Source organism: Devosia sp. (assembly GCF_024707125.1).
Classification (GTDB): Bacteria; Pseudomonadota; Alphaproteobacteria; order Rhizobiales; family Devosiaceae; genus Devosia.
Window position 1 is genome coordinate 714,986 of sequence record NZ_JANQAH010000011.1, and the last position, 25,038, is coordinate 740,023.

The following is a 25,038-nucleotide window of genomic DNA, read 5'->3' on the forward strand; positions in this document are numbered from 1 at the left end:
CGAGCGGCTAGTGTCGGCCCAACTTTAGAGAACAAGACCTTCCATGATCACCTGCTTCGATATTGGCGGCACGACGATCAAGGGCGCCACCGCCACCGCGCCCGATAACCTGACCCCGCTCGGCCGCGTACCGACGCCGCGGGACGATTTTCCCGCCTTCGTCGAGGCCATCGCCGGCCTTGTTGCAAAGGGCGGTGCTCCCGATGGCACCCCGGTGGCCATCTCGGTGACCGGGGTGGTCGATCCGGCGAGCGGCCATGTCACCTGCGCCAATATTCCGTGTATCGACGGGCGCCATCTGGCGCAGGAGCTTGAGGGCCATTTGGGCCGGAAAGTCTTCGTTGCCAATGACGCAGATTGTTTCGTGCTCGCCGAGGCGACAGCCGGCGCGGGACGCGAGCATCGCGTGGTGTTTGGGGCCATCATGGGCACCGGCGTGGGTGGCGGTATCGTAGTCGACAAACGCCTCCATCCCGGCGCAGCCGGGCTCGGTGGCGAATGGGGCCACGGCACGATCGTCGCGACCAAAGTCAGCGTGCCGCCCTATGATCTTCCGCATTTTCCCTGCGGCTGCGGGCTTTCGGGCTGTCTCGACACCGTCGGCGGAGCACGCGGTATCGAAAAGCTGCACCGGCATTTGCATGGCGTCGATCTTGCCAGCACTGCCATTGTCTCGGCATGGCTAGCGGGTGACGCCAAGGCATCGGCCACGGTCGATCTCTTTATCGAACTTGTGGCCCAGCCTCTGGCGCTGGTGGTGAACATCGTCGGCCCCGACGTCATCGCCGTGGGCGGCGGGCTCGGGAACAGTCACGAACTGATCGCCCGGCTCGATGCTGCGGTGCGCCCGCGCATCCTGCGTAAAATCGATCGACCGCTGGTCGTGCCGGCGCAACTGACCGCCGATGCCGGGCTGATCGGCGCGGCGGCGCTTGGCTTGGCGGGAGGCGCGGCATGACTCTCCTCGAAATCTGCGTCGACACTGCCGCGGGTTTGCGCGCCGCTCATGCGGGCGGCGCCGATCGCATCGAACTCTGCGCGGCCCTTGAACTGGGCGGAACGACCCCCACGGCCGGCCTGATGGCACTGGCGGCGGAAATGGGCGTCACCGCCCGCGTCATGATCCGCCCGCGCGCCGGCGATTTCGTCTTTGCGGGCGACGATCTCGACATGATGCGCGCCGACATCCGCGCGGTTCGCGCCCTCGGCCTTGAGGGCGTCGTGCTCGGCGCCAGTCGGCCCGATGGCAGCCTCGATCTGGATATGCTCAGGGTCCTGGTAGCGGAAAGCCAAGGGCTCAAGAAGACGCTGCACCGCGCCTTCGATCTCGTCCCCGATATCACTGAAGCGGTCGAACAGGCCGTGGCCCTTGGTTTTGATACGATCCTGACCTCGGGCCGTGCCGCCTCCGCTCTGGCCGGGCTCGATGACCTGGTTCTGACCCAGCGCGTTGCGGCAGGACGTATCACCATCATGGCTGGCGCCGGGATCAATGCCGGCAATGTCGGCACCATCCTTGCTGCGGCGCCGCTGGGGGCCATTCACGGCTCCTGTTCGGCCCCGATCGAGGGCGACAGCGCCCCGGCAAAACGGCTCGGTTTTGTCAGTCCCGGCCGACGGCAGACCGACGGCACCAGCGTGACTGCCCTCAAAACTGCTGTTCGCCAAGCAAAAGCCGCTTCTGCAAGTCTTTGAGCTGCCTATGATTTGGGCAATTCATAAGTGCTTCACCATACATTAAGAGGAAAACAATTACATTGCCGGAATAGACCGCCAGCTTCGCGATCAGAACGTGCATTGTCACGGAAATGAAATAAAGCGGCGGCGAAACCCCGGCCGTGCCCCCACGGCGTAGACTGAAAAGGTATTGTCGCATGCGCATTCGCGGCAAGGTATTGTCTATCGTCGGCATCATGGGCGTCGTCGCCGCTTTGATCACCGGCATCGGCCTCTACGTCGTGGCCGAATATGATCATCAGATCCAACGGCTCGACGACTCCTCCAAACGCGCCCTCTATGGTGAAACCATGAACCGGCTGGTTACGGCCGTGGTCATGGAATCGCGCGGCATCTATGCCGCCGCCAATACCGAAAAAGGCCGCCCCTTTCGCCGAAGGCATCATCACCCAGCTCGGCCGGATCGACGAAGTCATCGCCACCTGGCGTCCGCTCGTTGAAGCCAGCGAGCTTGCCACCTTCGACACCATGGTGGCCCGTGCTGCGGAGTTCAAAGACTTCCGCACCGAAATCGCCCGCCTTGGTCGCGATGTCGACCCGGCAGAGGCCAATGTGCAGGGCAATAACGACACCAACCGCGCCAATCGCAAGGCTTTCCAGGCCGAGATCGACACGATCGTCGCCGCCGACCTTGAGGGCTACAAGGTTATCCAGGCCGAAATCGTCGGCTTTCAGGGCACGATGCGGACCCTGCTGCTGGTTACCGCCGGTCTCGGCATTCTGGCTGGCACGGCCGCAGCAATCTACCTTGGCACCGCCCAGCTCGGCCGCCCGATCGGCAACCTGACCCTGGCCATGCGCGACCTGTCCGAAGGCAAGTTCGAAACCGAAGTGCCGGGGCTCAATCGCGCCGACGAAATCGGCGAAATGGCCGAAGCTGTGCAGGTCTTCAAGGACAACGGCATCAAGATGGCCTCCATGACGGCCGAAGAACAGGCCGCCACCCTGCGCGCAGCCGCGCGAACGCGGACCATGGAAACCTTCCAGGGCGAATTCGACGACGTGGTCGAAGCCGCCATGGCCGGCGACTTCAGCCGTGCGATCACCACCCAGTTCGACGACGATGACATCACCCGCATTGCCCGCAATTTCAACGCCATGGTGTCGAGCGTCCGCGTGGGCCTTGCCGATGCCGGCTCGGTGCTCGCCGCCCTAGCCGATACCGACCTGACCCAGCGCATGACCGGTTCGCATCAGGGTGCCTTCCTTGAGCTGCAGACCGACATGAACCGGGTGGCCGATACGCTGACCGACGTGGTCACGCGGCTGCGCACCACCTCGCGCGGCGTCAAGGTCGCGACCGGCGAAATCCTCGCGGGCGCCAATGACCTCAGCGAACGCACGACCCGGCAGGCCGCAACCATCGAGGAAACCTCCGCCACGATGGAACAGCTCGCCGCCGCCGTGACCGAAAACGCCAAGCGCGCCCAGCGCGGTAGCGCCACTGCGGAAGCGGTGACGCAATCGGCCGTACAAAGCGGCGCCGTGATGGACCAGGCGACGGCCGCCATGGGCCGCATCACCACGGCCTCGGAAAAGATCTCCAACATCATCGGCATGATCGACGACATCGCTTTCCAGACCAACCTTCTCGCCCTCAACGCTTCGGTGGAAGCGGCGCGGGCTGGCGAAGCAGGCAAGGGCTTTGCCGTGGTTGCCGTGGAAGTACGGCGTCTCGCTCAATCGGCGGCGGAAGCCTCTTCGGACGTCAAGGCACTGATCGAGGAAAGCGCCAGGGAAGTCGATGGCGGCGCCAAGCTCGTATCCGACGCGGCCGGAAAACTCGGCTCCATGCTGGAAGCCATGCGCGGCAACAGCGCCATGATGGCCGAGATTGCCCGCGAGAGCAGCCAGCAGGCCCAGGCGATCGACGAGATCAATGTCGCCGTGCGCCAGATGGACGAAATGACCCAGCACAATGCGGCGCTGGTGGAAGAAACCAACGCGGCCATCGAGCAGACCGAGGCCCGCGCCAACGAGCTCGACACCATTGTCGACGTCTTCCACATCGCCCAGGGCCTGCAGGTCATCGAAAAGCCGCAGCCGCGCCGTGCGGCGCCGGCGTCGTCCATCAGGACCAAACCGGCCCAAAGCCAATATATGAGCCAAGGCAGTGCTGCCGTGGCGAACGACTGGGACGAGTTCTGATCGTTTCGACCAATAAAAACCGCAAGACAAGACGGCGCCCTCACCCGAGTGGCGCCGTTTTCTTGTCTGGATGGACATTTGGAAGGCCAGCAAAGGCACACTCTGGTGCTGTGCAACCCTACGCCCCGAAATCCGGCGGGCCTATCGTAAAAAATCCGTAAATACCCCTGCAACACGTTAATTAATCCGCATTGACCCCAAGCCGGTTCGGCCGAAGACTTGAGCTCTCTTCAGGCTACGGGGGCCACGAAAATGTCGGAAGAGCATGAGGGCGAAGCCTTGCCTTTGGCACAGGCGCACCCGGACCACCACACGGCAGAAACGGCAAAACCGGGCTTCTCGCTCGCAGGCAAAACCATCTGGATTGCCGGCCACAGAGGCATGGTCGGGCAGGCCCTGCTGCGGCGCCTCAAGGGCGAGGCCTGTACGCTGCTGACTGTCGACCGGCGCGAACTGGACCTGACCCGTCAGGCAGAGGTTGAGGGTTTTGTCGGGGAAGCACGACCCGATGCCATCGTCATCGCTGCTGCAAGGGTCGGCGGTATTCTGGCCAATATGCAGGACCCGGTCGGTTTCCTGACCGACAATCTCGCCATCAATCTCAACATCGCCAGGGCGGCGCATCAGGCCGACATCGACCGCGCGCTGTTCCTTGGCTCAAGCTGCATCTATCCCAAATCGGCGCCGCAGCCGATGAGCGAAGCGGCCCTTCTTACAGGGCCGCTCGAACCGACCAACCAATGGTACGCCCTCGCCAAGATTGCGGCGCTGAAACTGGCGGAGGCCTATCGCCAGCAGTTCGGCCGCAACTACATCACCGCCATGCCGACCAATCTTTATGGCCCTGGCGACAATTTTGACCTTGAGGCGGGACACGTGCTCCCCGCCCTGCTGCGCAAGGCGCATGAAGCCAAAAGCCGCGGCGCGCGACAACTCGAACTGTGGGGTACCGGCACGGCAAGGCGGGAATTTCTGAATGTCGACGACTGCGCCGATGCGCTGGTGCTGCTGCTCAAAACCTATTCCGGCGCCGACCCGGTGAACGTCGGCTATGGCGAGGACATCGCGCTGATCGATCTTGCGCATTTGGTCTGCCGGACGGTGGGTTATGACGGCGCCATTGCGCTCGACCCCAGCAAGCCCGACGGCACGCCGCGAAAACTGCTCGATACCAGCCGCCTGCGGCAGATGGGGTGGCGACCCAAGATTGCGCTCGCGGAGGGGTTGGCCGACACCTACGCTTGGTACCAGGCGCAATTGGCGCGCGAGGCAGCGGCATGAAAATCCTGCTGCTGGGCCTCAATTATGCGCCCGAACTCATCGGCACTGGCCCCTATACGGCAGGGCTCGTCCAAGCCCTGGCCGAGCGCGGCCACGAGGTGCGCGCGGTCGTTGGCCAACCGTACTATCCCGAGTGGCGTCCACGCCCCGGCCATCGCGGCTGGAGCCTGGAAGATTTGGGCAGCGTTCGCATCTGCCGCGTGCCGCACTTCATCCCGGCTCGCCCCAGTGGCGCGATGCGCCTGCTGCATCAATTCAGCTTTGCCCTTGCTGCCGCACCCATTTTGCTCAGCGAGGCGATATTCTGGCGGCCAGACCGGGTGATCGCGATTGCTCCGAGCCTCATGGCCGCCCCCTTGGCGCTGCTTGCCGCCCGGCTTTCCGGCGCAAGCGCCTGGTTGCATCTGCAGGATTTTGAGTTCGAAGCGGCTGTGGCGACCGGCCTTGTTTCAAAAAATCGCGGAATCGCAAAACTGCTCGGCGCAGTGGAACGGTGGATATTGCGGGGATTTGGGCGGGTCAGCACCATCTCCCCCGCCATGTGCCGCCGGCTCGCCGAGAAAGGGGTTTTGCGCGAACACGTGGCCGAACACCGGAATTGGGGTGATCTCGCCGAGGTGTCGCCTCTCGCCCCGCCGTCTCTTTTTCGGCAGAAATTTGGGATCACGACACCCCATGTCGCGCTCTATTCCGGCGCTTTGGGGCGCAAGCAGGGGCTCGATCTTGTCATGAAGGCCGCACGCTGCCTTGCACACCGCGACGACATCACCTTCGTCATCTGCGGCAACGGTCCGTATAGGGCCGAATTGGAAACCATGGCGGCAGATCTCGGCAATGTACGCTTCTTCGATCTGCAACCGCGCGAACAACTGGGAGAGCTTTTGGGGCTCGCGACCGTGCACCTGCTGCCGCAAATTGCCGGCGCGGCCGATCTCGTCCTGCCCAGCAAGCTCGCCAACATGCTGGCCTCCGGTCGCCCCGTCATTGCGACAGCGGCAAAGGGCACCGGCATTTTCGAAGAGATCGAAGGTTGCGGCCTCACCGTCGAGCCGGGCGACGCAGTAGCGCTTGGCGCGGTGATCGAGCGGCTCTGCGATGATCCGGCGCTATCTAAAAGCCTTGGCGAGGCGGCGCGGCGCCGGGCGGAGCGGCGCTGGCACCGCGAAATCATTTTGGGGCACTTCGCTTTTGCGATTGAGGCCGCGCACGAGAGCGGCGATCGCGCCCGTGCTGCCGAAAGCCTGCGCCAATGACGCTCGCACTCATCACAGCCGGCAGCGTGGGCCTGCTTCTTGCGCTGAGCCATGGGCGGCCCGGCCTGATGCTTCTGAGCCTGGCCATCCTGCTGTTCCACGCCCTGCCGCTGGTTTGGCTCGACCCCGACACCATCTCCGCAACCTTGCGGGCGCAGATCGGTACCGCGACCGTCATTGCCGGGCTCACAAGCCTCGCGTGGTACACCGGCTATTGGCTGTTTGCGCGGTCTCCAGCCGCAAGCGTTTCGCTGGCAGAAGTGGCCGTCTCCGCGGCACCAAGACGGTTCCACGCTCTGGTGCTGATTGCACTACTTGGCCTGATCGCCGCTGCGCCCGGAGGCCTTTTCGGCTTCGCCCAGACCGGCTTCCTGCGCCTGCCCGTCGACAGTGCACTGTTTTCGCTGACCTATGCCTTTGCCTGCCTCGCTGCGTTCACCACGGCCATTCTCTGCGTCTACGCAGCCGCAAGCCGGTCGGCACCGCCATGGTTTTCGACGGGTGTGGTGCTGCTCGTCTTCTGGCTCCTTGGTGGCCGCACCCAGTTTGTCATCACCGCCATGGCCTTTGGCCTCGTCTTCCTCGCCCATCGGCGCGTTCGGCTGCGCAGTCTTTTGTTGCCCGCTGTGGTCGCGACTTTGTTGGTCACGCTCACGCTCAGCTTCCGCCTCACTTTGCAGGGCGAAGTAACCGACTTCGCGGCATCAATCCGGTTGACCCTGTCGCAACTCTCGCTGCTCGAAAGCTATGCCCTGGCGGCTCGCTTTGTCGAAGAAGCCGGTTATCAAGGCGCGCACTATTGGCAGGTGCTGCAACAGCTGTTTCCGCGCGCCTTGTTTCCCGAAAAGCCGATGCAGCTGAGCCGCGCACTGCGCCTGATGGAAGCGCGCGACGGGCTCGGCGGCCTGACACCGGGTCTTGCCGGCGAGGCTTTTGCTGCGGGCGGCCTCATCTGCGTCGCGGCAATTGGCATCGTCTTCGGCGGTGCGCTGGCCCTGCTCGACAATGCCTATCGCGCCCTCACCCGACTGCAACCGCTTATGCAGGCGCTCATCGTCAGCCTGATCCCTCTGCTCGCCATTTTTGCACTGCGCGGCGGCTTCGACACGGCGATCTTCCGGCTGGCCATTCTCCTCCTCGCCGCAGCCATTGGCGGCCTTTGGCGCGCCACCCACGTGCCGCGTCTCCCAAGGGTGGCGTCATGACCCGCCACAGCGCTTCGCGCTACCTCACCAGGGCCATCGACCTCACGGCACGCGCGGCGCGTAGCCTCTGGTATCGTTATGTCTACCTCGCCTGGGTCGATTTTGGTCGGCATGTCACCTTTGCCGGGCCGATCCGCTGCGCCGGCGTTACCGGCACGATAGAGGTCGGCGACAGCACTTTCCTCGGGCCTAATATCAGCCTTGCCGTAGCAGGAGGCGGCAGCTTGCGGCTTGGTCGCGAGGTGTCGGTCAATCAGGGTACGATCCTCTCCGCACGCGAAGCCGTTGCGATTGGCGACGGCACGCGCATCGGAGAGAACTGCTCCATCCGCGACAGCGATCACAGGATCGATCCGGCCGTGCCGGTTCTCGAAAGCGGTTTCGTCATCCGGCCCGTGAGTATCGGGAACAATGTCTGGATCGGCCGCCACGCCACCATCCTGCCGGGGGTGACCATCGGCGATGGCGCGGTGATTGGCGCACATAGTCTGGTCAATCACGACATCCCCGCGCGCGCCGTCGCCTTCGGCACCCCCGCCCGCATCCAAAGGACATTGCCATGACGGCCTCACGGCACATGGCGGGTCTCGCATTGGCCGCGGTGCCACCCGGCGCCATTTTTCTTGGCCAGACCTGGCTTGTCGCCACAGGACAAACTGACGCCATCCTGTCCCTCGCCAAGTATGGCGGGCTTTTGGGGCTCGTCTTCTTCGCCTTCGATGGCAGTTCCGGGCTTATCCCGGCCATGCTGCGGCTGCGGCACAGCGATGCCGCGGTACGAACAGCCTATCTCGTCTATCGCGCGGGCGTCGCGGCACTGCTCGGTGCGACGCTTCCGCTCCTTTGGCATTTTGCGCCGGAGGATACCGCAGCACTCCTACCCTTCCTGGCCATCGCGCTGCTGCTGCGATTTTCTGTCCTCGACACCGATCTCGACCGGCGCGGGTTGCAGCACTGGGCCATGCTGCTGCAAAACGGCTGGATGCTGCCGCTTTGCCTCGGCGCTGCCCTAAGCGGCGACATCACGGCCGAGATGGCGGGGCATGCGGCGCTCTGGAGCACTGCCATCCTGGCGGCCGCGCATGTGCTCCTCGTACGCGCCGATCGTTTCTCGGCAAAGGCGGACTTTGGCCCGGCGCTGATGGAAATCGTCACCATCATGGGTGCGCAGGGCATTGGCCAACTCTATGGTCGCGCCGTTCTCTTCGTGCTCGGCGCAAGTTTTTCCGGGCCCCTGCCGGCGCTGATCATCTATGCCAAGCAGGCTTTTAACGCAGCCGGCCTGCTTGTCACCTACCTGCGACGGGTCGAGCTGGCGCGGCACCGGACGAGCATGGGGCTCAGCCTGACCGGCCAAGCCGCCGTTGCGCTGGTGGCTGGCATTCTGGTGGCACTGGCTGCCCCAGGGCTGGGAGTTTCACACGGCCTGGTTCTGGTAGTCATTGCCTGGCAGAGTCTCGAAAAGCTCTCGTCCACCGGCATTTATGCCTTCCAGCTTCAGGGCCGGCACCGCCTCGCGCTGGCAGGCCTGGTGAATGTCTGCGTTCTCGGCGTCGCGGGGCTGGCGCTGGCTTTGGCCCAGGCATCTCCGCTTGTATTTGTTGCCTTTGAAACGCTCGGCTATGGCGCTGTCTTGCTGCTCTGGCTCCAGGCCAACCAGGACAGTCACGCACCCAAGGCAGGCGGTCGTCCATGAGGATCGTCCACTATTCGACACGTCTCGGGCGCTCTGCCGGTGGGCTCTATCACTCGGTCTCGGGCCTGGCCCGGGCCATGGCCAATCTCGGCGCGGAGGTAATGGTAGCCGGCGGCCACGAAAATGGTTCTGCGGATGAAAAGCATGTCTGGGGCAAGCTACCGCTTCTTACTCACCCTCTTGGGCACAGCCGCTATGGCTTTTCCCTCTCCATGCAGGCCGAGATCGCGCAGCTAAAGCCCGATATTCTCCATGTCCATGGCATCTGGTCGGCCGGCTCCATTCATGGCCGGTTCGCCCCGAGCGGAACCAAGGTCGTCGTATCGCCGCGCGGCATGCTCGATCCCTGGATATTGGCGCGAAAACCATGGCTCAAGCGGCCCCATGCGGCACTGTTCGAACGCCCCATGCTCGGTCGCGCCCACGTTCATGCTCTCTCCGAGCACGAGGCCGCAGCCGCGCTTGCCTATATGCCCAGTCTTGCCGACCGCATTTTCACTTTGCCCAATGGCGTCGAACCAGCCCTAGCGACCGAACCGCAAAACCGCTCCGGCGCGCTCTATCTCGGCCGACTGCATGAGAAGAAGCAGGTTCTTCCGCTTGTTGACGCCTGGGAGCAGCACTCGAAGCGCACGGTGCTGACCGTAGCAGGCTGGGGCGAGCCCGAATACGAATCCGAGGTCGCGGCCCGCTGCAAAGGGCAAAAGCGCGTTCGTTTTGTCGGCGCGCTTGGTGGCGAGAGCAAGGCCCAGGCTTTGTCGGCGGCCAGCTTTTTCGTTCTCCCCTCGCTGAGCGAGGGTCTGCCCATGGCGGCACTGGAAGCTCTCAGCCATGGCTGCATTCCGATCCTGACGGAAGCCTGCCACCTGCCGCAGCTTTTCGCGGCCGACGTGGCGCTCCGTATGGAGCCGGACTTTTCCGACTTCCCTGCCCTCCTCGTCCGAATGGAAGGCATGAGCGACGCGGAGAAGACTGCACGCTCCGCCCGCGCCCGAGAGGCGGCCCGGCCGTTCTTCTGGCCCGATATCGCCCGTTCGATGCTCGACCACTATGCGCGCATTCTCGATGGGCCACGACCATGACGCGCCTCGCAGCTCGGCATTTTTCCCTGGGCAATCGCCTATACCGCGCGCTGTGGAGCGTTTGCTGGACACTGTTCGCCGCCTGGACGCCGCCACCTTTGCATGGCTGGCGCTGCGCCATTCTGCGCCTTTTCGGCGCCAGGGTGGGGCGTGGTGTACGTGTCTATGGCAGCACCAAAATCTGGTACCCGCCCCATCTCACGCTCGAAGATGGCGCGGTCATCGGCTGGCAGACCGTGATCTACTGCCAGGCCCCGATACACCTGGGCCAAAATGCCATCGTCTCCCAATATGCCTATCTGCTAGCCGGCACACACGATGTCGATGCGCCGGACTTTGCGCTTGTAGCCCGGCCCATCCATATCGGGCCGGAAGCTGGGTCGCCGCCCGGGCCATTGTCGGCCCGGGCGTAACACTGGGCAGAGGTGCAGTTCTGGGCGCGGGCGCAGTTGCTTTTTCAGACATACCCGATTGGGCCATCCACATCGGCAACCCCGCCCGCTTTCTGCGTATGCGTCAGTCGGGTCTCAAAAACCCTTCGCCATATGCGCCGCATGAAATGCCTGCGCCACAATGGCATAGCCGGCATCGTTGAGATGCAGATGGTCGGACCGCAGGGAACGCGGCACGAAGCCAGCCGCTACATCGCTGATATCTTCCGCAGTTCCATTCGCTGCCGCCGAGAGGACGGAAAGCAGGTTCACAAAGCGGGCTCCATAGGTGCTGGCCAATTGTCCATTGAGTGCGGCCAATTGCGTCAGTCCGGCCCCGCTGTCGGCCGTGCTCGGCAGGATGCCGCCGATGAGATAGCGGCCATGACCGAGCGAGGCGACTGCCGCCGCAATATCGCCCAGCACGCTATGCCCGGCCTGCGCGCCGTTGCGCCCCAGCCATAGCCAGGCCGTATGGCCACGCAGATATTGCCCCCAGGCACAGGTGAAGCGTGCATTGGCGCCCACCGGCACGCTTGCGCCCGTACCACTCCGGGCAAAACTCCAATTGCCCGAGCCGTCCGTCGACATCGTGCCTTCAACGCCCGCCAGCCAGCCCTTCAAGCTCCCGGCATAGCCGCCCGTGCCGACCAGCACATTGACCGATTTGTCGGTGACGGCCACAGAGCCGGACGCCGGAATGGCGCCGCCAGACACGGTGACAAGAATGGGCACGGCATTCATCCGCGCCGCAATCTGCGTCGAGGTCTGCCCGCCGGCGCCCTGCCGCACAACGGCCCGGCGCGGCGAAAACAGGGTCTGCGCCACCGCCGGATAGGTCGCGCTGCCGGTGCTCCCGCCGGTTGCTCCTGCGCTGGCCGTCAGGCTATCGCCCCAGGCGACAATGCCGGTGCCGGCCACGAGCGCCGCGAACTGCTCTTCGCCCATGGGCTCGGAAAAGAGCCGGACCCGCTCGATGCTGCCGGTCCAGAGACCGGAAACGCTCGAGCGCCCACGGCCAAGCCGCAGCGCCGCCAGGCCCGGAAAGGTGCCCGAAAGCGTTTGCTGCACCGGCTGCCCCATAAGGGCCGCACGATATTCGCCATCCCTCGCCGAAAATCCCACGGCGAAGGCACTACCGGCCGGGACCACGCCAAGATCGAGATTGGCCTGTTCCACCTGCGTACCGCTGCCACCGAAGGACACGATGAAACGCAGGCGTTGGCTCGCATCCCAGATGAGGCGGATGAAATTGCGCTCGAACCAGTTGCCGTTGAAATCGGCATTGTCATCGGCCTGGAACACCACACCGCCGGCGCCACCGCTGGCAGGCGTCGTCGCCTCAACCAATCCGCACAAGGCGCCTGGCCGAAACCCGGCGCAGGGCAGAGCTTCCCGCAATGAAAGATTGTCTGCCCAATAGATGCCCGTGGAGGGATTGGTCAGGTTGCGCAGCGCAATTGAAGCGGTGGAGGGGTTGAACCCGCCGCAATAAAGCACCGACTGGCTCGGCGTCGTGACGGTGAGATTAGCCGTCTGCGCATAGTTGGCCGTGCCTCCGCCCCCGGCACCAAAACCCAGCGTCACATTGGACGAGGTTTCGCGCCACACCTCGCCGACAAGGCGATAGGCCCGGCCGGCACTCTGGACCAGCCCGGCAATGGTGCGATAGGCACCTGAGCCATTGCCACCGCTGCCTGTCACCCGTAGCGCCCCGGACGCGACAGCCACCGCGCTGCCGACGCTGGACCAATCGCCGGCGCTACCGCCGGCAAAATTGCCGTCGGACAAAAGCTCCGGCGCTGTCTCGGCGACATGCGGCCCGATGACCAATTGGCCGCTGGCCGGCACGGTTCCGCCGACCGCCAGCCGGAACTGGCTCTCATTGGCCAGCGTCCGGCCGGCAAAGCGAAAGCGGCCATGGGCAAAGTCGGCATCGAGCCATGCGCCGCCCGCTTCAACCGGTGTGGCACCCGGAAAATAACCAAGCCCGAGCGCGGGCCCCGCACGGCCGCTCATTAGTAAAGCCCGACGAGAAAGCCGGCCGAGGTGCCGCTAAGCACGCGGCGCACGCGGATCGGTAGCATGGAGCCGCCGGGTACGCCTTCGAAGGTGACAGTACCGCCCCAGAGCATTTCGACCTGGACGGTGCCGGCGGCGCCGACATAGAGGGCGCGCGTTGGCTGGTCGAAAATGGTGCCGTCGCTGGGCGTGATGGCGAAGGCGCCGGCAGCTGGTGCCGCCACGTCGATATTATGCGAAGAGAATATGTCGGCCATGATCGGCTCCGCTGAGAGAGGAGCCTCAAGTCTAGGCGCGCGACAGAGAGCGGGGACAAATCGGCCGCGGCAAATAGCCGACCGGGATAAATAACGGCATTTTCAGGAGTTTTGCGCTATCGGATGGCAAGTACGCGCGGGGATAGAATGAAGATCTTCATAACCGGCTCGGCCGGATTCATCGGCTATCACCTAGCTCGTCGTCTGCTCGAAGATGGTCATCGCGTGCACGGCTATGATGGGATGACGGCCTATTACGACGTCTCGCTCAAGCGGGCGCGTCTCGCGCTTCTGACGCCGTCGAACAGCTTTTCCTTCACCGAGGCAATGCTCGAAGATCGCGCTGCCCTCGAAACGGCCATCGCCGATTTTGCTCCCGATGTCGTCATCCACCTCGCGGCCCAGGCAGGGGTCCGATACAGCATCGAGGCGCCGCGGACCTATCACGACTCCAATCTCACCGGCACCTTCAACCTTCTCGAAGTGTTGCGCCAGACCGGCACGCAGCACCTGCTCTTTGCCTCGACCTCCTCGGTCTATGGCGGCAACGAGACCGTGCCCTTCGGCGAAACCGACCGCACCGATTTCCCCATCTCGCTCTATGCCGCGACCAAGAAGGCGGGCGAGGCGATGAGCCACGCCTATGCCCATCTCTTCGGCCTGCCGACCACCTGCTTCCGCTTCTTCACCGTTTATGGCCCCTGGGGCCGGCCGGACATGGCGCTCTTCAAGTTCGTCTCGGCCATCGGGCGCGACGAGCCGATCGATGTCTATGGCGAAGGCCATATGCAGCGCGATTTCACCTATATCGACGATCTCGTCGAAGCGCTTGTCCGGCTGATCCCGCTGCCGCCGGCAAGAGGTCAGCCCATCGAGGTGCCGGGCGGCATGGATTCCCTCTCCCCGGTCGCGCCATGGCGCAGCGTCAATATCGGCGGCGGGCAACCCGTCGGCCTCTTGCCGTTCATCGACACGGTCGAGGCAGCTTTGGGCAAAAAAGCCCGGCGAAACCTGCTGCCCATGCAACAGGGCGATGTTCAGCAAACCCATGCCGCGCCGGCCTTGCTCAAGGCCCTCACCGGCTTTGCGCCCAAGACCAGTGTCAAAGCCGGCGTCTCCGCCTTCATCGACTGGTATTTTGACTATTACTGACGATCCTAGCGCGACGAATAGCCCGGCTCGTAGCGCGGGGTGGGCCATCTGATAACCTTTGGCTGCAGCGCCAGAACCGGAACGAGCGGCACCGGCAGGGGATGGGCCTGCCTTATGGCAACAAGCGCCTCGCGCAGCTTGGCCCGCTCTGTCCGCCCCCAACTCGCCACAAGGACCACGGCATCGGCATGCGGCAGGATATAGGCCGCTTCCGCCGACCAGTGGAGCGAGGGCATGTCCACAATGGTGATGTCGTAGCTGGCCCTCACACCCCTCAGCACATTGGCAAAGGTAGGGCTGCCAAAAAGCACTTCCGCCGGCACCACGCTACGGCCGGAATTGACCAGCACGGAGAGCTTTGAGAGCGGATCTTTGCGCACCATGCTCGCAAGCTGGCGAATGTCCACGTCTCCGGCCAGAACCTGTTCAAACCCGCCCGCCAGGGGCACATCGACATGCCGATGCAGCGCTGCCGAACGCACATCGGCATCGAGCAGCAAGACGCGCCGCCCCGCCGCATCGAAGGCGCGGGCCAGACCGAGCGCGGTCGTCGTCTTGCCTTCTCCGTCGCCGGGCGAGAGCACGAAAACCACCTGCCCGCCTACCCCCGATAGCAGGCTTCGCTGCAGATTGACCTGCAACGTCCGCATGCCTTCCGAGAATGCCGAGAGCGGTGCGGTAATCACCTGATCGGCATGGCTGGTGCCATCGAAGCGACTCTCATGGAGCCGTGGCATGGCGACGGCCGCAGGCACGCCAATGGCCTCGGCCAGTTCGTCCGTGCTGCGCACCCCGCTCGCCAGCCCATCGAAGGTGAAGGCCAAGGCGAGGGCGACGGCGAGCCCCAGGAGAGCGGCGACGGCCAGCGTCGTCCTGATATCGGGAAATCCCGCATCCGACGGTGGAGAAGCCGGTGCCACCAGACGTGCGTCGGGCAGTTGCAGCTGGGCCTGCTCTTCAAGCTCTGCCGACCGCCGCAACAGACGCTGATACTGGTCCCGCGCCAGATCGAGGCTATGCACGGTGGAGGCGATCTGCGGCTGAAAGCTCGCCGATAGCCCGTTCGGTTCGGCTGCGCTTGCGGCTTTCAGGCTTGCCAAGGTCTCGCCCAGCGCCAGCACCTGTCGGCGCGCGCCATCGACCTGTTCTTCAATCAGGGCGCTTGCCTTTCGTAGGCCATCGGACTTGGCCGTCACCTCGAGTTCTATATGTGCCTCGCCGACCGAATTGGCGAGGCGGGCCGCAAATTCTGGCGAGGTCGCACTGGCACGGATGGCAATCACCGGGGTCAGGCCACGGCGATTGATGGAGACGGAATTGTGCATCAACTTGAGCACCTGCGCCCGTCCCGCCTCTCCCGCCGCCAACGGCTCGGCATCGATGCGAAAAAAGCCCAGAAACATCGGCTGCAGATCGAAACCCGAGGAAAAATCGGCCAGCGCGAAGGGATCGACCAGTTCCATGGCGCGCGTCAGCACCGGATCGGAACGCATGATCTCGACGATGCCATCGATCGCGCCATTGTTTGGCGCATCCGCCCGCGGCGTGCCACCGGGGCTGAGCAGATTGCCAGCAGGTTCAACGACAAGCAGCGCGGTCGCCGTGTAAATGGGTCGCAGCACGCTCACGGCAAACAGCGCACCCAGTATCGTGACCAAAACGACAAAAACGATGAGCCGGCCATGGCGCACCAATACACCAAGAAAGGCCTCGGCCTCGGCGCGCGGAATGATCAGAACAACCTCCCCAGCCCTCCGAAAATAGAATTACATTTATCAAACCTTGGCAATCGCCATTCGAAGGGGCATCACCACCAAATCCCTGCGCATAACCAGTCTTTGGCGCTGGACAGAATGCCGGCCAACTGTTGATCATGGTTAATGAGACGTTAAGCAGATCAATAACACTGGGCGGCTTCAATGAAGCGGACAGCCAATCGAGTTGATCGCAAGACCAGCCGGACGGTAGCGGCGAAGTTTCTCCGCACGTCGGCCCGTCATGACTTCGTCCGAACCGCCTATGTCCCCCGCACGCTGACCCGCCCCCAGAGCGGCCTTGCCGTGCACTGGCACAACGGCCGCGCGGTACCGCCCGAGGCCACCCTCTCTCGGTCGATCTCGCTGACGGTCAAGCGATCCATCGATATTCTCGCTTCTGCGTTCGGCCTGCTCCTCCTCTCGCCGCTCTTCCTGCTGATTGCCCTCTGGATCAAGCGAACCGACAATGGGCCGGTCTTCTTCCGGCAATGGCGTCTCGGCCGCGACGGAAAGGTTTTCGCGCTTCTCAAATTCCGCTCGATGTATGCCGATCGCTGCGATGCGGCGGGCATCCGCCAGGCCACCGCCAACGACAATCGCGTCACCCGTATCGGCGCCTTCATCCGCCGGACCAGCGTGGATGAACTACCCCAATTGCTCAATGTCCTTGTCGGGGAGATGTCGCTCGTCGGCCCGCGCCCCCATGTACCGGGCATGCAGGCGGCGGGCATGGACTACGACGACCTCGTGCCACACTATGCCTTTCGCCAGTCCATGCGGCCGGGCCTGACGGGCTGGGCCCAATGCCAGGGCCTGCGTGGCCCCACCACCGATCAGATCAAGGCGCTGAAGCGCATCGGTCACGACTTTGCCTATGTGCAGAATTTCTCGCTCTGGCTGGATGCAAAAATCGTCTGGAAGACTTTTGGCGAGGTCTGGCGCTCGGCGGCCCAATGATGTGATCGCTCCAGGCGCCGAGGCGGGTGACAAAGCGGTGCGGAACCTATAGGCGGGTAACATCCTTCCCGCCCGCTTTCCCTTCCGCTATGCCCCTGCCCCAGCCGAAGAATTTTTTCGTCCTGTTCCTGACGCTGGCCATTTCTGCTGCGGGTGGAGGGCTCGCCACGCTGCTGGGGCTCCCGGCCGGCTGGCTGATGGGCGGCGCCCTGGCCGTCACCATTGCCGCCATGGCCGGCGTTCCGGTGGTGCTGCCCGATTGGCTGCGCAACGTGATTTTTGTTCTCATCGGCATGTCCATGGGCGCCAGCGTGGCGCCGGACAGTCTTGCGCTTCTCGCCAGTTGGCCGATCAGCCTTGCCGCCCTTGCCATCGAACTGGTCATCATCGTCGCCACCACAGGCTGGATGCTGAGCCGCGTCTTCGGGCTCGATGCGGGCACGGCCTATCTCAGCTCCTTTCCCGGCCATCTCTCCTTCGTCATGGGCATAGCCGCGACCGGGGTCGGCAACTCCCGGCAGATCGTCATCATCCAGGTCATCCGCATCCTGATGCTCACCATCGCCGTGCCCATTGGCGCGACCTTCCTGCCCATCGATCACTTCGAGGTGGCAACGGCGAGCGCCTTCCTCTCGCCCCTGCAACTGATCCTTCTGGCGCTCGGCTGCGTCGCGGTCGGCTGGATTTTCGACCGGCTGCGCATTCCGGCGGGCATGGTGCTCGGCGCCATGGCCGCGGCCACCGCCGCCAAACTCGGCGGTCTCTATTCCGAAGCCATGCCGACACCGCTTGTGATCATCACCTTCGTCCTGACCGGTGCCATGATCGGCGCCCGTTTCGTCGGCATCACCCGCCAGGAATTCATGGCCGCTGCCAAGGGCGGGCTCATTGCGACTGCCATGACCGTCGGCATCGTCACGCTGATGACGCTGGCTGTCGCGCAGCTGGTCGACATGCGTTTTGGCCAGATCTGGCTCGGTCTCTCACCCGGTGCTCTTGAGGGCATGGGCGCCCTCGGCATTGCCCTTGGCTATGACACTGCCTTCATTGCGGCGCATCATGTTATACGCCTGCTCATGCTCAGTTTTGCCATCCCGGCTGTCGTGGTGATAATTCGCTGGCAGGAGCGCCGCTCGGCGCAGCAACGCCACAATTGAGGCCTAGATAGTCCCCTGACTCTGGAGATCTGAAATGACCCGCCACTTGATGCCCGCCCTCGGCTTTATTGCTCTGCTGACTGGAAGCAGCGTCGCGGCGCCATTTTGTGACGGCGCCTTCGACAGCGGACGCGTGACCTTCGGCTTCTCGATCGGCGGCAAGTATACCGAGCAGGAGCGCAATGACTTCGACATGATGGAGCTGCGCCGCATGGGCGTCGATGCGACCCGTGTCGAACGCTGGAACGGGTGCATCCGCGCCTTCGTTCGTAAGCCCGGGGGCGGCGAAGAAATGCAGTTCTTCGAACCCGGCACCTACCGCCCGGTCTTCTAGCGCTCGACCAGCTTCGCCAATTGTGCGGCGACGGTGCCCCAGCCGTCAAAAAAGCCCATTTCTTCGTGCCAGGCGCGCGTTTCCGCGTCCTTGTGCAGCACATGGGCTCGATAGGCCGTGCCTTGGTCGTGGTCGTCGAGCGAGATGACGGCGGTCATGAACGGGCTGGCGGCCGGCCGCCAGCCGCCGCTCAGCGCATTGGTGAGGACGATTTTCCGCCCCTCCTCCACTGCAAGGTAGCAGGCATCCATATGCGGCCCGAAAGCGCCGCCGTCTTCGCTCATTTCCGTGAGCAGCGCGCCGCCCGGCCGCACATCCATTTGGACGACGCGGCACAAGGCCGGCGCTGGGATCCACCACTGCGCAAACTGGTCCGGACTGGTCCAGGCCTGCCAGACGGCACTGCGCGGCGCCTTGATGACGCGGGTGATTTCCAGGTCCGTTTCGGGACGAAAATTCATCGTTCCTGTTCCTTCTGTCTTTCAGCAACAAATCGCTCGAGCCGATCGGTGCGGCTCTCCCAGATCGCCCGCTGCTCATCGAGCCACGAGCCGACCGCAGCCAGCCGTGCCTCGTCGATTTCGCAATAGCGCACCCGGCCTTCCTTGCGCGTGTGGATCAGCCCCGCCGCTTCGAGCACGCGCACATGTTTCATGAACGAGGGCAGCGCCATATCGAACGGCGCCGCCAGATCCCCCACGCTTGCAGCGCCTTTGCCCAGCCGGCCAATGACGGCCCGGCGCGTCGGATCGGCCAGTGCCTGAAAGAGCGTATCGAGTGAATACTGATCCATAAGGCTAAGTATCACACCACAAAGCTTAGCGCAATGGCTAAGTTTCTGGACGGGATTTGCGGCCATGGACAACGAAAACCGGATCGTCTAAATGCGGTATCGACGGTTGTGGAACCGTCACCGACGGGGACGGCCCTGAAAATCGGTTCTATTGATCGGGGACGACCCTGAGGAGATAGCAACCGTGTCCACGCTCCGCGAACACATCCCCAACGGCACCATCGCCAAGCTGCTTGTCGCTTGGGGCGTCGTGATCGTCTTCTTCATCTTCGGCCCGACCTGGCTGCACGAACCGATCGAACCATGGATCGCCGTAGTCTGCTTCGTCGTGATCTTTTCAACCATCCTGCTTGCCGCCTTCGGCGTGGTGCATGAGGCGGACTACCTCGCCCATCAATTGGGCGAACCCTACGGCACGCTCATCCTGACCCTGTCCATCGTCATGATCGAGGTCATCCTCATCGCCGCGGTGCTGCTGGGGCCGGGCGAGAACCCGACCATCGGCCGTGATTCCATTTTCGCGGTGATGATGATCATTCTCAATCTCGTCATGGGCATCTGCCTGATCCTGGGCGGACGCCGCTTCGGCGAGCAGGAATATAATTCGCAAGGCGCCATGGCCTATGTCTCCATGACCCTGCTTCTGGCCGGTATCGGCCTCATCCTTCCCAATACGCTCAGCACGGGAAATGGCACCTTCTGGCCAATGCAGGCCGCTGCCTTTGCCATTCTCACGACCGTGCTCTATGGCGCGTTCCTGCTGATGCAGACGCGCGGCTACAAGCGCTACTTTATTCAGCCCGACATCGGGCAACTGGTTGTTCCGCTTCGTTCGACCGGTACCAGCGCTCCAGCGGGGGCGGTGCCAAGTCTCGACAAGCGCGCCATCGTCATTCGCTCGATCCTGCTGGTCGCGCTGATGCTGCCCATCGTGCTGCTGGCCCATGATCTGGCTCTGGTCATCGATTTCGGCATCGGGGCCGTCGGCGCCCCGGTCGCCCTTGGCGGCGTGCTGATCGCCATCATCGTCTTCACGCCAGAATCGATCACCGCCATCCGGGCTGCCGTCGACAATCAGTTGCAGCGCTCCATCAATCTCTGCCTCGGCGCCTTTGTCTCGACGGTCGGGCTCACCGTGCCTGCCGTGCTCTTTGTCGGCCTTTTCACCGGCAAGACGGTGATCATGGGCGTGACGCCGACCGAAACCGTTTTGCTGCTGCTCACCATTGGGCTCACCACCCTGACCTTTCTCGGCCAGCGCGCCTCGGCCTTGCAGGGCACGCTGCACCTGACGCTTTTTGCCGTCTACGGCGTGCTGCTGTTCCTGACCTAGTAGAGCCGACGCCCGCCATCAGGACGACCTGATGGCATGGGGCTAAGCGGGGACGACCCCTTTTGAGGTGTCCCATGTCAAACCCGCTCAACGTCATCGTGCTTATCGGCTGCCTCATCGGCTATCTCGCCGCCGACATTCTTACCGGCATGGGCGCCGCCCAAGGCACAGCCGGTTCAATCATCACCAGCCTCCTGCCCTCCGCCTTCGGCCTCGCCGTGGGCCTCGTGGCGCTGCGGCTGACCAAATAACCACTATCCGAGGATATGCCATGGCCAATGACCCCATCCATCAGTTCGTCGTCGAACCGATCTTCCCGCTGAGCCCGATCGCCGGGCACGATTTCAGCTTCACCAATGCGTCTGCCTATATGCTGCTCACCGTAGCAGTCGCCGGCGGCTTCATGGTGCAGGCGGGGTACAAGAAGGCATTGCTGCCCGGCCGCCTGCAGGTAGCCGGCGAGATGCTTTACAAGGCCATCGAAAGTCTCGTCATCTCGATCATCGGCAAGGAGGGAATGCGGTTTTTCCCGCTGGTCTTCTCGCTCTTCAGCTTCATCCTCGTCGCCAACATGATCGGCATGTTCCCCTATGCCTTCACCGTCACCGCACAGATCGTGGTGACGGCCGCCCTGGCTCTCTTGGTCTTCGCTGTCGTCACCCTCTACGGTCTCGTGAAGCATGGCCCAAAATTCTTCGGCCTCTTCATGCCCAGCGGCCTACCCCTCTATCTGGCGCCCGTCATCGTCCCCATCGAGATCATTTCCTATATCTCCCGCCCCATCAGCCATTCCGTGCGTCTTTTCGCTGTCATGCTGGCCGGCCACATCACGCTAAAAGTGTTCGCTGGCTTCGTCGTCGACCTGTCGGCCCTTGGCCCCTTCGGCATTGCCCTGGCCGTCGCTCCAATGATCATGACCGTGGCCATTACCGCGCTGGAACTGCTGATGTCGGTGATCCAGGCCTATGTCTTCACGCTTCTCACCTGCATGTATCTCAACGACGCCATGCACCCCTCCCACTAGCGCGAGCTTGCTATCGGAGGATGGCGAAGGATTTTCTCCATCCTCCTTCATTGCAGAAAAGCTGCTGCGGATTCCGCGCTGAAAACGCAATCGACAATGTCTATAAATTGACTAGGTTTTCATCTCTCAAACCGAGGTGATCCCATGGCTGCCTTCCAGACCGGTAATCCCCGAATTCTCACCAGCGCCCGCTCTGCCTTTCATCGGCGCGCGGTCGAGTGGCTCGTGCTCGCGGCTGCGAGCGTGGCGTTCCTGTTTTCACTCGGCATCGCCTTCGGCCTCATCAGCGGCTGAGCCAGTCTCCAGGAGTTTTGGATGGCAGCGGAATTCATCGGTCACACCTCCAATAGGGAAGGGTCCGACATCGTCCCCACGACGGGTCCCGTCATCGACAAGACCTATATTCGCAACCACGTGCAGGCAGCCGAAGCCGCGGGCATCGACCGCCTGCTGATCGGCCAGTTCGCGCAGTGGCCGGACAATAACCAGATCGCCGCCTATGTCTTCGGCCAGCCCGAACGCATTGGCGCTCTCCTTGCCCATCGCCCCGGCCTGATGGCGCCGACCCTCGGCGCGCGGCAATTGGCGACGCTCGACCAGTTTTCCGAAGGCCGCGTCTGGGTCCATATCATCACCGGCGGCTCCGATGCCGACCAGGCCCGCGATGGCGATTTCGAGGATCACGACACCCGCTATGCCCGCACCGACGAATATATCGAAGTGCTCAAAAAGGTCTGGGAAAGCGACGCGCCTTTCGACCATGAGGGACGCTTCTACAAGTTCAAGGGCGCCTTCAGCCAGGTAAAGCCATTCCAGAAACCGCGCATTCCCATCTCCTTCGGTGGTTCGTCGGATGCAGCGATCGCGGTGGCTGGCAAGCATGCCGATATCTACGCGCTCTGGGGCGAACCGCTTGATGGCACGCGCGAAACCATTGCCAAGGTGCGTGCCGCTGCCGTTGCCAATGGCCGCGATCCATCCGAAATCCGCTTCACCCTCGCCTTCCGCACCATCGTCGCGGATACCGAGGACCAAGCTTGGTCCAACGCCGCCGAAATCCTTGAAAAGGTGAAGGCTGGCGTGGCGCGACAGGCTGGCGGCAATGGCGAAAAGCTGCCGAGCAATGTCGGCTCGGTGCGTCTGCGCGAAGCCGCCAAGCGCGGCAAGGTGCTCGATAAACGGCTCTGGACGGAAGTCGCCGAAGCCAGTGGCGCCGGGGGCAATTCCACCGCACTGGTCGGCACGCCCGAGCAGGTCGCCGAAGCCATTCTCGACTACTACGACGCCGGCATTTCCAACTTCCTCGTCCGCGGCTTCTACCCCACCGCTGATACCGTCACCTATGGCCGCGATGTCGTACCGCTGGTCAAGGCCGGCATTGCCGAACGCGAAGCCCGCAAGGTTGCAGCAGAATGAGCGCTCCCTTCGATATCGTCGACATCCATACCCATCTCTGGCCGCCCGCCTGGGGTCCGGGCGGCAAATTCGCCAAACCTGCCGGTGGGTTCTCGCCCGAAATCTACCGCAAGATCACGACCCCATCAGCGCTGGTCGATGAGTTCAAATCCGCCGGCGTCTCGCTCGCTGTCGTCACCGCCACCGTTGAAAGCCTCTTTGGCGCCGAAGGTCCGGTCGATTTTGCCGGCATTGCCGAAGCCAATGATTGGCTGGCAAGCCTTGTCGCCGCCGAGCCATCACTGGCCGCCTTCGCGGTCACCGATGTTTTTGCGGGTGAGGAAGGCGCGGCGGAAGCCGAACGCGCCATCGTGGACCTCGGCCTTTCAGGCCTCGTCATCGACTCCTCGCGAAATGGCAAATTCCTCGCCGATCCATCGGCCCGGCCGACGCTCGAAGTCGCTGCGCGTCACCGCGTCCCGGTCTTTGTCCATCCGGTCGCCCATCCCAATTCCGAGGTGCTGATCTCAGGCGCCGGAATGCTGGGGAACTCGCTTGGCCGCGGCCTGATGAATGGCGTGGCTTTCCTCTCCATCATCCAGTCGAGCATTCTCGATGAGCTGCCGGACCTGCACCTGATCTTTGCAACGCTCGGCCTTGGCGGCATCGTACAGGCAGCGCGCGGCGGCATTTACGGTCGCACTGAACGCCAAAAACGGCCCCGACCGAACATCTATTTCGACACCATGGGCGCCGATCCCGCCATCGTCCGCACGCTGACCGGCTTTTTCGGCGCCGACCGCGTGCTGGCCGGCACCGACTGGCCGATCCTGCCGGCGCTGCAGGCCGAGAGTCTTGCCACGAGCCTTGCCGAAGCCGGGCTCAACGATGCCGAACAGCGCCTGGTCGCGGGCGGCAATGCGCGTCGCCTGCTCGCCTTGCGCGCAGCAAAAGCCGAGGCCGCGGAGTAGCTCCGCGGCTTGCTCGCCGGACGAATTGACTGTAAACGTTGCGCATGAATCACAATTCGTCCGCCACCACCGATGCGCTGAGCGAAGTCCTGCAGGATTTTCGCTTGAGCGGCGTCAATTATGGCCGCTGCGAGCTGCGCCATCCCTGGAGCATCAGTTTTCCCAAGCAGCCACTGCTGCGCTTTCATTTCGTCAGCAAAGGCCCCTGCTGGGTGCATACGGAGGCCGAGGGCTGGCAGGAGCTGGGTGCGGGCGACCTGATCCTCTTACCACAGGGCGTGGAACATCGCCTCGCGAGCTCCCCCAGCGTCACCGAAAACTCCCTCTCGGCCTGTCAGGTAACCGGGCATGGCGGCAATGTCTGCGAAGTGGTGCAGCAGGGCGATGGCGATGTCAGCATGATTTTCTGCGGCTCCATGGCGCTCGGCGCCTATGCTCTGCATCCGCTGATCAGCCTCATGCCGTCCATCATCCGGGGCTGCGATGTCGCAACCCACGACCCCATGGTCAATCCGCTGCTCGAAGCCATGGCTATTGAAGCCAGCCAACCGCGCATGGGCAGCGCCACGATCCTGTCGCGCATGGCCGATCTGCTCACCGCCCGGCTGATCCGCTGCTGGGTAAAGAGCCACGACACCTCCGCCACTGGCTGGCTCGCCGCCATCCGCGACCCCCACATCGGCCGAGCCCTCGTCGCCATGCACCGCGACCCCGGCGCCAATTGGACACTGGAAAGCCTTGCGGGAACCGCCGGGCAATCGCGCTCGATCTTCGCGGAACGTTTCAGCGCCATTTTAGGAGAAGGCGCCGCGCGCTACCTGACCCGCCTCCGCATGCAATTGGCGCAGGAATGGCTGGGGCAGAGCGGCATGCCGGTCGCCGAAGTGGCGTCCAAACTCGGCTACGAATCCGAAGCCAGCTTTGCCCGCGCCTTCAAGCGCGTCACCAGCGCTTCCCCCGGCGCGGTTCGCCGCAGCGCTTCCGGACGAATTGATATGGAATTCGGATTTTAGGACACATATCGTCTTTTGGATCCTGTCTATGAACGTCTCC

Annotated in this window: 27 protein-coding genes; 22 read left to right on the forward strand and 5 right to left on the reverse strand. The window is 63.5% G+C overall.

Features of this window, described 5'->3' with window-relative positions:
- Positions 1–43: 43 nt before the first annotated feature.
- The 11 genes from NVV77_RS18230 to NVV77_RS18280 all read left to right on the forward strand — a co-directional run bounded on the left by NVV77_RS18230 (position 44) and on the right by NVV77_RS18280 (position 10,815).
- Positions 44–958 carry an ROK family protein gene (locus tag NVV77_RS18230; protein ID WP_295415369.1) on the forward strand — a complete coding sequence of 305 codons (915 nt, stop codon included), beginning with the start codon at positions 44–46 and terminating at the stop codon, positions 956–958.
- Complete coding sequence (locus NVV77_RS18235; protein WP_295415370.1) at positions 955–1,695, forward strand: copper homeostasis protein CutC; 741 nt, start codon at positions 955–957, stop codon at positions 1,693–1,695. Before NVV77_RS18230 ends, NVV77_RS18235 begins: the two co-directional genes overlap by 4 nt.
- Before the next feature lie 179 nt (positions 1,696–1,874).
- Positions 1,875–2,177: a hypothetical protein gene (locus NVV77_RS18240; protein ID WP_295415371.1), complete on the forward strand. Its 303-nt coding sequence runs from the start codon at positions 1,875–1,877 to the stop codon at positions 2,175–2,177.
- Positions 2,074–3,885 (forward strand): methyl-accepting chemotaxis protein, encoded by a 1,812-nt coding sequence (locus tag NVV77_RS18245; RefSeq protein WP_295415372.1) that lies wholly within the window; start codon positions 2,074–2,076, stop codon positions 3,883–3,885. Before NVV77_RS18240 ends, NVV77_RS18245 begins: the two co-directional genes overlap by 104 nt.
- A gap of 252 nt (positions 3,886–4,137) precedes the next feature.
- A complete protein-coding gene (locus NVV77_RS18250; protein ID WP_295415373.1) occupies positions 4,138–5,166 on the forward strand; it encodes a GDP-L-fucose synthase in 1,029 nt (342 codons plus the stop codon).
- Positions 5,163–6,419 (forward strand): WcaI family glycosyltransferase, encoded by a 1,257-nt coding sequence (locus NVV77_RS18255; RefSeq protein WP_295415374.1) that lies wholly within the window; start codon positions 5,163–5,165, stop codon positions 6,417–6,419. The genes NVV77_RS18250 and NVV77_RS18255 overlap by 4 nt, the downstream gene beginning before the upstream one ends.
- Positions 6,416–7,624 (forward strand): hypothetical protein, encoded by a 1,209-nt coding sequence (locus tag NVV77_RS18260; protein WP_295415375.1) that lies wholly within the window; start codon positions 6,416–6,418, stop codon positions 7,622–7,624. The genes NVV77_RS18255 and NVV77_RS18260 overlap by 4 nt, the downstream gene beginning before the upstream one ends.
- Positions 7,621–8,187 (forward strand): acyltransferase, encoded by a 567-nt coding sequence (locus NVV77_RS18265; RefSeq protein ID WP_295415376.1) that lies wholly within the window; start codon positions 7,621–7,623, stop codon positions 8,185–8,187. The genes NVV77_RS18260 and NVV77_RS18265 overlap by 4 nt, the downstream gene beginning before the upstream one ends.
- Complete coding sequence (locus tag NVV77_RS18270) at positions 8,184–9,320, forward strand: hypothetical protein (protein WP_295415377.1); 1,137 nt, start codon at positions 8,184–8,186, stop codon at positions 9,318–9,320. Before NVV77_RS18265 ends, NVV77_RS18270 begins: the two co-directional genes overlap by 4 nt.
- A complete protein-coding gene (locus NVV77_RS18275) occupies positions 9,317–10,402 on the forward strand; it encodes a glycosyltransferase (RefSeq protein ID WP_295415378.1) in 1,086 nt (361 codons plus the stop codon). The genes NVV77_RS18270 and NVV77_RS18275 overlap by 4 nt, the downstream gene beginning before the upstream one ends.
- Complete coding sequence (locus NVV77_RS18280) at positions 10,399–10,815, forward strand: hypothetical protein (RefSeq protein ID WP_295416258.1); 417 nt, start codon at positions 10,399–10,401, stop codon at positions 10,813–10,815. The genes NVV77_RS18275 and NVV77_RS18280 overlap by 4 nt, the downstream gene beginning before the upstream one ends.
- A gap of 114 nt (positions 10,816–10,929) precedes the next feature.
- On the opposite strand, the gene NVV77_RS18290 is transcribed toward NVV77_RS18280, so the two are convergent.
- Both NVV77_RS18290 and NVV77_RS18295 read right to left on the reverse strand, forming a co-directional pair.
- Positions 10,930–12,852, reverse strand: coding sequence for a hypothetical protein (locus tag NVV77_RS18290; protein WP_295415379.1), 1,923 nt, complete (start codon positions 12,850–12,852; stop codon positions 10,930–10,932).
- The gene (locus tag NVV77_RS18295) at positions 12,852–13,112 is read right to left on the reverse strand and encodes a hypothetical protein (protein ID WP_295415380.1); all 261 of its coding nucleotides are present in this window, start codon (positions 13,110–13,112) and stop codon (positions 12,852–12,854) included. The genes NVV77_RS18290 and NVV77_RS18295 overlap by 1 nt, the downstream gene beginning before the upstream one ends.
- 147 nt (positions 13,113–13,259) lie before the next feature.
- Between NVV77_RS18295 and NVV77_RS18300 the strand changes: the two genes are divergently transcribed.
- Positions 13,260–14,264: an NAD-dependent epimerase/dehydratase family protein gene (locus tag NVV77_RS18300; RefSeq protein WP_295415381.1), complete on the forward strand. Its 1,005-nt coding sequence runs from the start codon at positions 13,260–13,262 to the stop codon at positions 14,262–14,264.
- Positions 14,265–14,269: 5 nt separating this feature from the next.
- Here NVV77_RS18300 and NVV77_RS18305 read toward each other — a convergent pair whose 3' ends face one another.
- The gene (locus NVV77_RS18305) at positions 14,270–15,955 is read right to left on the reverse strand and encodes a tyrosine-protein kinase domain-containing protein (protein ID WP_295415382.1); all 1,686 of its coding nucleotides are present in this window, start codon (positions 15,953–15,955) and stop codon (positions 14,270–14,272) included.
- Positions 15,956–16,183: 228 nt separating this feature from the next.
- Here NVV77_RS18305 and NVV77_RS18310 point away from each other — a divergent pair, with 228 nt between their 5' ends.
- The 3 genes from NVV77_RS18310 to NVV77_RS18320 all read left to right on the forward strand — a co-directional run bounded on the left by NVV77_RS18310 (position 16,184) and on the right by NVV77_RS18320 (position 18,469).
- The gene (locus tag NVV77_RS18310) at positions 16,184–16,978 is read left to right on the forward strand and encodes a sugar transferase (protein WP_295415383.1); all 795 of its coding nucleotides are present in this window, start codon (positions 16,184–16,186) and stop codon (positions 16,976–16,978) included.
- 89 nt (positions 16,979–17,067) lie between these two features.
- Positions 17,068–18,135, forward strand: a complete 1,068-nt coding sequence (locus NVV77_RS18315; RefSeq protein ID WP_295415384.1) for an AbrB family transcriptional regulator — start codon at positions 17,068–17,070, stop codon at positions 18,133–18,135.
- A gap of 34 nt (positions 18,136–18,169) precedes the next feature.
- Complete coding sequence (locus tag NVV77_RS18320; protein ID WP_295415385.1) at positions 18,170–18,469, forward strand: hypothetical protein; 300 nt, start codon at positions 18,170–18,172, stop codon at positions 18,467–18,469.
- On the opposite strand, the gene NVV77_RS18325 is transcribed toward NVV77_RS18320, so the two are convergent.
- Positions 18,466–18,930 carry an SRPBCC family protein gene (locus NVV77_RS18325; protein WP_295415386.1) on the reverse strand — a complete coding sequence of 155 codons (465 nt, stop codon included), beginning with the start codon at positions 18,928–18,930 and terminating at the stop codon, positions 18,466–18,468. The genes NVV77_RS18320 and NVV77_RS18325 overlap by 4 nt on opposite strands.
- Entirely contained in the window at positions 18,927–19,262 is a 336-nt protein-coding gene (locus NVV77_RS18330) for a helix-turn-helix transcriptional regulator (RefSeq protein WP_295415387.1), read from the reverse strand. Before NVV77_RS18330 ends, NVV77_RS18325 begins: the two co-directional genes overlap by 4 nt.
- A 184-nt stretch (positions 19,263–19,446) precedes the next feature.
- On the opposite strand from NVV77_RS18330, the gene NVV77_RS18335 reads away from it, so the two are divergent.
- The 7 genes from NVV77_RS18335 to NVV77_RS18365 all read left to right on the forward strand — a co-directional run bounded on the left by NVV77_RS18335 (position 19,447) and on the right by NVV77_RS18365 (position 24,998).
- Positions 19,447–20,595 (forward strand): calcium:proton antiporter, encoded by a 1,149-nt coding sequence (locus NVV77_RS18335; protein WP_295415388.1) that lies wholly within the window; start codon positions 19,447–19,449, stop codon positions 20,593–20,595.
- Positions 20,596–20,669: 74 nt separating this feature from the next.
- A complete protein-coding gene (locus tag NVV77_RS18340) occupies positions 20,670–20,846 on the forward strand; it encodes a hypothetical protein (RefSeq protein ID WP_295415389.1) in 177 nt (58 codons plus the stop codon).
- Between the two features lie 20 nt (positions 20,847–20,866).
- Entirely contained in the window at positions 20,867–21,619 is a 753-nt protein-coding gene (locus NVV77_RS18345; RefSeq protein ID WP_295415390.1) for a F0F1 ATP synthase subunit A, read from the forward strand.
- 144 nt (positions 21,620–21,763) lie between these two features.
- A complete protein-coding gene (locus tag NVV77_RS18350) occupies positions 21,764–21,913 on the forward strand; it encodes a hypothetical protein (RefSeq protein ID WP_295415391.1) in 150 nt (49 codons plus the stop codon).
- A gap of 21 nt (positions 21,914–21,934) precedes the next feature.
- A complete protein-coding gene (locus tag NVV77_RS18355; protein WP_295415392.1) occupies positions 21,935–23,035 on the forward strand; it encodes an LLM class flavin-dependent oxidoreductase in 1,101 nt (366 codons plus the stop codon).
- Entirely contained in the window at positions 23,032–23,985 is a 954-nt protein-coding gene (locus NVV77_RS18360; RefSeq protein WP_295415393.1) for an amidohydrolase family protein, read from the forward strand. The genes NVV77_RS18355 and NVV77_RS18360 overlap by 4 nt, the downstream gene beginning before the upstream one ends.
- 44 nt (positions 23,986–24,029) lie before the next feature.
- A complete protein-coding gene (locus tag NVV77_RS18365; protein WP_295415394.1) occupies positions 24,030–24,998 on the forward strand; it encodes an AraC family transcriptional regulator in 969 nt (322 codons plus the stop codon).
- Positions 24,999–25,038: the final 40 nt, after the last annotated feature.

What these genes read in the sequence shown, in the direction of transcription:
- NVV77_RS18245 (WP_295415372.1), top strand. Translation starts at nt 2,074, where the DNA reads ATGCCGCCGCCAATACCGAAAAAGGCCGCCCCTTTCGCCGAAGGCATC.
- NVV77_RS18350 (WP_295415391.1), top strand. Translation starts at nt 21,764, where the DNA reads ATGGCTGCCTTCCAGACCGGTAATCCCCGAATTCTCACCAGCGCCCGC.
- NVV77_RS18340 (WP_295415389.1), top strand. Translation starts at nt 20,670, where the DNA reads ATGTCAAACCCGCTCAACGTCATCGTGCTTATCGGCTGCCTCATCGGC.
- NVV77_RS18280 (WP_295416258.1), top strand. Translation starts at nt 10,399, where the DNA reads ATGACGCGCCTCGCAGCTCGGCATTTTTCCCTGGGCAATCGCCTATAC.
- NVV77_RS18355 (WP_295415392.1), top strand. Translation starts at nt 21,935, where the DNA reads ATGGCAGCGGAATTCATCGGTCACACCTCCAATAGGGAAGGGTCCGAC.
- NVV77_RS18240 (WP_295415371.1), top strand. Translation starts at nt 1,875, where the DNA reads ATGCGCATTCGCGGCAAGGTATTGTCTATCGTCGGCATCATGGGCGTC.
- NVV77_RS18310 (WP_295415383.1), top strand. Translation starts at nt 16,184, where the DNA reads ATGAAGCGGACAGCCAATCGAGTTGATCGCAAGACCAGCCGGACGGTA.
- NVV77_RS18345 (WP_295415390.1), top strand. Translation starts at nt 20,867, where the DNA reads ATGGCCAATGACCCCATCCATCAGTTCGTCGTCGAACCGATCTTCCCG.
- NVV77_RS18270 (WP_295415377.1), top strand. Translation starts at nt 8,184, where the DNA reads ATGACGGCCTCACGGCACATGGCGGGTCTCGCATTGGCCGCGGTGCCA.
- NVV77_RS18315 (WP_295415384.1), top strand. Translation starts at nt 17,068, where the DNA reads ATGCCCCTGCCCCAGCCGAAGAATTTTTTCGTCCTGTTCCTGACGCTG.
- NVV77_RS18365 (WP_295415394.1), top strand. Translation starts at nt 24,030, where the DNA reads ATGAATCACAATTCGTCCGCCACCACCGATGCGCTGAGCGAAGTCCTG.
- NVV77_RS18275 (WP_295415378.1), top strand. Translation starts at nt 9,317, where the DNA reads ATGAGGATCGTCCACTATTCGACACGTCTCGGGCGCTCTGCCGGTGGG.
- NVV77_RS18250 (WP_295415373.1), top strand. Translation starts at nt 4,138, where the DNA reads ATGTCGGAAGAGCATGAGGGCGAAGCCTTGCCTTTGGCACAGGCGCAC.
- NVV77_RS18295 (WP_295415380.1), bottom strand. Translation starts at nt 13,112, where the DNA reads ATGGCCGACATATTCTCTTCGCATAATATCGACGTGGCGGCACCAGCT.
- NVV77_RS18330 (WP_295415387.1), bottom strand. Translation starts at nt 19,262, where the DNA reads ATGGATCAGTATTCACTCGATACGCTCTTTCAGGCACTGGCCGATCCG.
- NVV77_RS18255 (WP_295415374.1), top strand. Translation starts at nt 5,163, where the DNA reads ATGAAAATCCTGCTGCTGGGCCTCAATTATGCGCCCGAACTCATCGGC.
- NVV77_RS18235 (WP_295415370.1), top strand. Translation starts at nt 955, where the DNA reads ATGACTCTCCTCGAAATCTGCGTCGACACTGCCGCGGGTTTGCGCGCC.
- NVV77_RS18230 (WP_295415369.1), top strand. Translation starts at nt 44, where the DNA reads ATGATCACCTGCTTCGATATTGGCGGCACGACGATCAAGGGCGCCACC.
- NVV77_RS18320 (WP_295415385.1), top strand. Translation starts at nt 18,170, where the DNA reads ATGACCCGCCACTTGATGCCCGCCCTCGGCTTTATTGCTCTGCTGACT.
- NVV77_RS18265 (WP_295415376.1), top strand. Translation starts at nt 7,621, where the DNA reads ATGACCCGCCACAGCGCTTCGCGCTACCTCACCAGGGCCATCGACCTC.
- NVV77_RS18360 (WP_295415393.1), top strand. Translation starts at nt 23,032, where the DNA reads ATGAGCGCTCCCTTCGATATCGTCGACATCCATACCCATCTCTGGCCG.
- NVV77_RS18325 (WP_295415386.1), bottom strand. Translation starts at nt 18,930, where the DNA reads ATGAATTTTCGTCCCGAAACGGACCTGGAAATCACCCGCGTCATCAAG.
- NVV77_RS18300 (WP_295415381.1), top strand. Translation starts at nt 13,260, where the DNA reads ATGAAGATCTTCATAACCGGCTCGGCCGGATTCATCGGCTATCACCTA.
- NVV77_RS18260 (WP_295415375.1), top strand. Translation starts at nt 6,416, where the DNA reads ATGACGCTCGCACTCATCACAGCCGGCAGCGTGGGCCTGCTTCTTGCG.
- NVV77_RS18290 (WP_295415379.1), bottom strand. Translation starts at nt 12,852, where the DNA reads ATGAGCGGCCGTGCGGGGCCCGCGCTCGGGCTTGGTTATTTTCCGGGT.